Source organism: Colwellia sp. MB02u-9, from assembly GCF_014077085.1.
GTDB lineage: Bacteria > Pseudomonadota > Gammaproteobacteria > Enterobacterales > Alteromonadaceae > Cognaticolwellia.
The window spans coordinates 1-3,207 of sequence record NZ_JACGVF010000087.1 but is presented as its reverse complement, the minus strand read 5'-3'; the positions used below and the strand labels follow the sequence as shown (position 1 = coordinate 3,207).

General features: G+C 48.8%; 2 rRNA genes. Both read right to left on the bottom strand.

Annotation, left to right across the window (positions count from 1 at the left end):
• Positions 1–11: 11 nt before the first annotated feature.
• Positions 12–126 (bottom strand): 5S ribosomal RNA (gene rrf / locus H4J65_RS06035).
• Positions 127–297: 171 nt separating this feature from the next.
• Positions 298–3,190: ribosomal RNA gene (locus H4J65_RS06030) — 23S ribosomal RNA — on the bottom strand.
• Positions 3,191–3,207: the final 17 nt, after the last annotated feature.

Here is a 3,207-nt window from a genome sequence, read left to right as displayed (position 1 = left end):
TCTAAATAGAAGCCTAGCAATGTCCTACTCTCACATGGGAACTCCCACACTACCATCGGCGCTAACACGTTTCACTTCTGAGTTCGGAATGGGATCAGGTGGGGCCATGTCGCTATTGTCGCTAGACAAAAAGGGTACAATCTAAAAAGCTGTATCAGTGAGACGTGTCTCAGTGATGTATAAATACGTTTGTCTTCTTTGTTTCTCTTATTCATCACTCATGTACGTGATGTTGCATATTCCTACGCAATACTACTATGTCAAACGACACACAACTTAAAACCACTTGGGTGTTGTATGGTTAAGCCTCACGGGTAATTAGTATTGGTTAGCTCAAGACCTCGCAGTCCTTACACACCCAACCTATCAACGTTGTAGTCTCCAACGACCCTTTAGGGAGCTTAAAGCTCCAGTGAGAACTCATCTCAAAGCCTGCTTCCCGCTTAGATGCTTTCAGCGGTTATCAGTTCCGAACGTAGCTACCGGGCAATGCTATTGGCATAACAACCCGAACACCAGCGGTTCGTCCACTCCGGTCCTCTCGTACTAGGAGCAGCCCTCTTCAATTCTCAAACGCCCACGGCAGATAGGGACCGAACTGTCTCACGACGTTCTAAACCCAGCTCGCGTACCACTTTAAATGGCGAACAGCCATACCCTTGGGACCGACTTCAGCCCCAGGATGTGATGAGCCGACATCGAGGTGCCAAACACCGCCGTCGATATGAACTCTTGGGCGGTATCAGCCTGTTATCCCCGGAGTACCTTTTATCCGTTGAGCGATGGCCCTTCCATACAGAACCACCGGATCACTATGACCTACTTTCGTACCTGCTCGACGTGTCTGTCTCGCAGTTAAGCTGGCTTATGCCATTGCACTAACCGTACGATGTCCGACCGTACTTAGCCAACCTTCGTGCTCCTCCGTTACTCTTTAGGAGGAGACCGCCCCAGTCAAACTACCCACCAGACAGTGTCCCCAAGCCCGATAAGGGCCCTAGGTTAGAACATCACGCATACAAGGGTGGTATTTCAAGGTAGACTCCACCACATCTAGCGACATGGTTTCATAGTCTCCCACCTATCCTACACATGTAGGAGCAATGTTCACTGTCAAGCTATAGTAAAGGTTCACGGGGTCTTTCCGTCTAGCCGCGGGTATACGGCATCTTAACCGCAATTTCAATTTCACTGAGTCTCGGGTGGAGACAGTGTGGCCATGATTACGCCATTCGTGCAGGTCGGAACTTACCCGACAAGGAATTTCGCTACCTTAGGACCGTTATAGTTACGGCCGCCGTTTACCGGGGCTTCGATCATGAGCTTCTCCGAAGATAACCCAATCAATTAACCTTCCGGCACCGGGCAGGCGTCACACCGTATACGTCATCTTTCGATTTTGCACAGTGCTGTGTTTTTAATAAACAGTTCCAGCCACCTGGTTACTTCGACTCTCCGATGCTTACTGAGCAAGTCATTCACATTAGAGAGCGTACCTTCTCCCGAAGTTACGGTACTATTTTGCCTAGTTCCTTCACCCGAGTTCTCTCAAGCGCCTTAGTATTCTCTACCTAACCACCTGTGTCGGTTTGGGGTACGGTTCCTATATATCTGAAGCTTAGAAGCTTTTCCTGGAAGCATGGCATCAATGACTTCAACTCCGTAGAGTCTCGTCTCGTATCTCAGTGTTTAATGAAGTCCCGGATTTACCTAAGACAACCACCTACATACTTTCACACGGACTACCAACGCCGTGCTCACCTAGCCTACTCCGTCCCTCCTTCGCAATATATAGAAGTACAGAAATATTAATCTGTTTCCCATCGACTACGCGTTTCCGCCTCGCCTTAGGGGCCGACTTACCCTGCCCTGATTAACATGGGACAGGAAACCTTGGTCTTTCGGCGGGGGAGTTTTTCACTCCCCTTATCGTTACTCATGTCAGCATTCGCACTTCTGATACCTCCAGCAAGCTTTACAACTCACCTTCAACGGCTTACAGAACGCTCCCCTACCACTTGTTCCTAAGAACAAATCCGCAGCTTCGGTGACTAGTTTAGCCCCGTTACATCTTCCGCGCAGACCGACTCGACTAGTGAGCTATTACGCTTTCTTTAAAGGATGGCTGCTTCTAAGCCAACCTCCTAGCTGTCTATGCCTTTCCACATCGTTTCCCACTTAACTAGTACTTTGGGACCTTAGCTGGCGGTCTGGGTTGTTTCCCTCTTCACAACGGACGTTAGCACCCGTAGTGTGTCTCCCGCATATCACTCATTGGTATTCGGAGTTTGCAAAGGGTTGGTAAGTCGGGATGACCCCCTAGCCTTAACAGTGCTCTACCCCCAATGGTGTTCGTGCGAGGCTCTACCTAAATAGATTTCGGGGAGAACCAGCTATCTCCCGGCTTGATTAGCCTTTCACTCCGACCCACAAGTCATCACCGCATTTTTCAACATACGTGTGTTCGGTCCTCCAGTTGATGTTACTCAACCTTCAACCTGCCCATGGGTAGATCGCCGGGTTTCGGGTCTATACCCTGCAACTAAACGCGCAGTTAACACTCGCTTTCGCTACGGCTCCCCTATTCGGTTAACCTTGCTACAGAATATAAGTCGCTGACCCATTATACAAAAGGTACGCAATCACTAGACTAAATCTAGCTCTCACTGCTTGTACGTATGCGGTTTCAGGTTCTATTTCACTCCCCTCACAGGGGTTCTTTTCGCCTTTCCCTCACGGTACTGGTTCACTATCGGTCAGTTAGGAGTATTTAGCCTTGGAGGATGGTCCCCCCATGTTCAGTCAACGTTTCACGTGTGCCGACCTACTCGATTTCATGATAAGTTTATTTTCGTGTACGGGGCTATCACCCTGTATCGCTCTACTTTCCAGTAGATTCCACTAACTTACAAACCACTTAAGGGCTAATTCCCGTTCGCTCGCCGCTACTAAGGAAATCTCGGTTGATTTCTTTTCCTCGGGGTACTTAGATGTTTCAGTTCTCCCGGTTCGCCTCATTAAGCTATGTATTCACTTAATGATACCCGCCTTACGACGGGTGGGTTTCCCCATTCGGATATCTTTGGCTATAACGGTTTTTATCACCTCACCAAAGCTTTTCGCAGATTAACACGTCCTTCATCGCCTCTAACTGCCAAGGCATCCACCACATACGCTTAGTCACTTAACCATACAACCCCAAGTAGT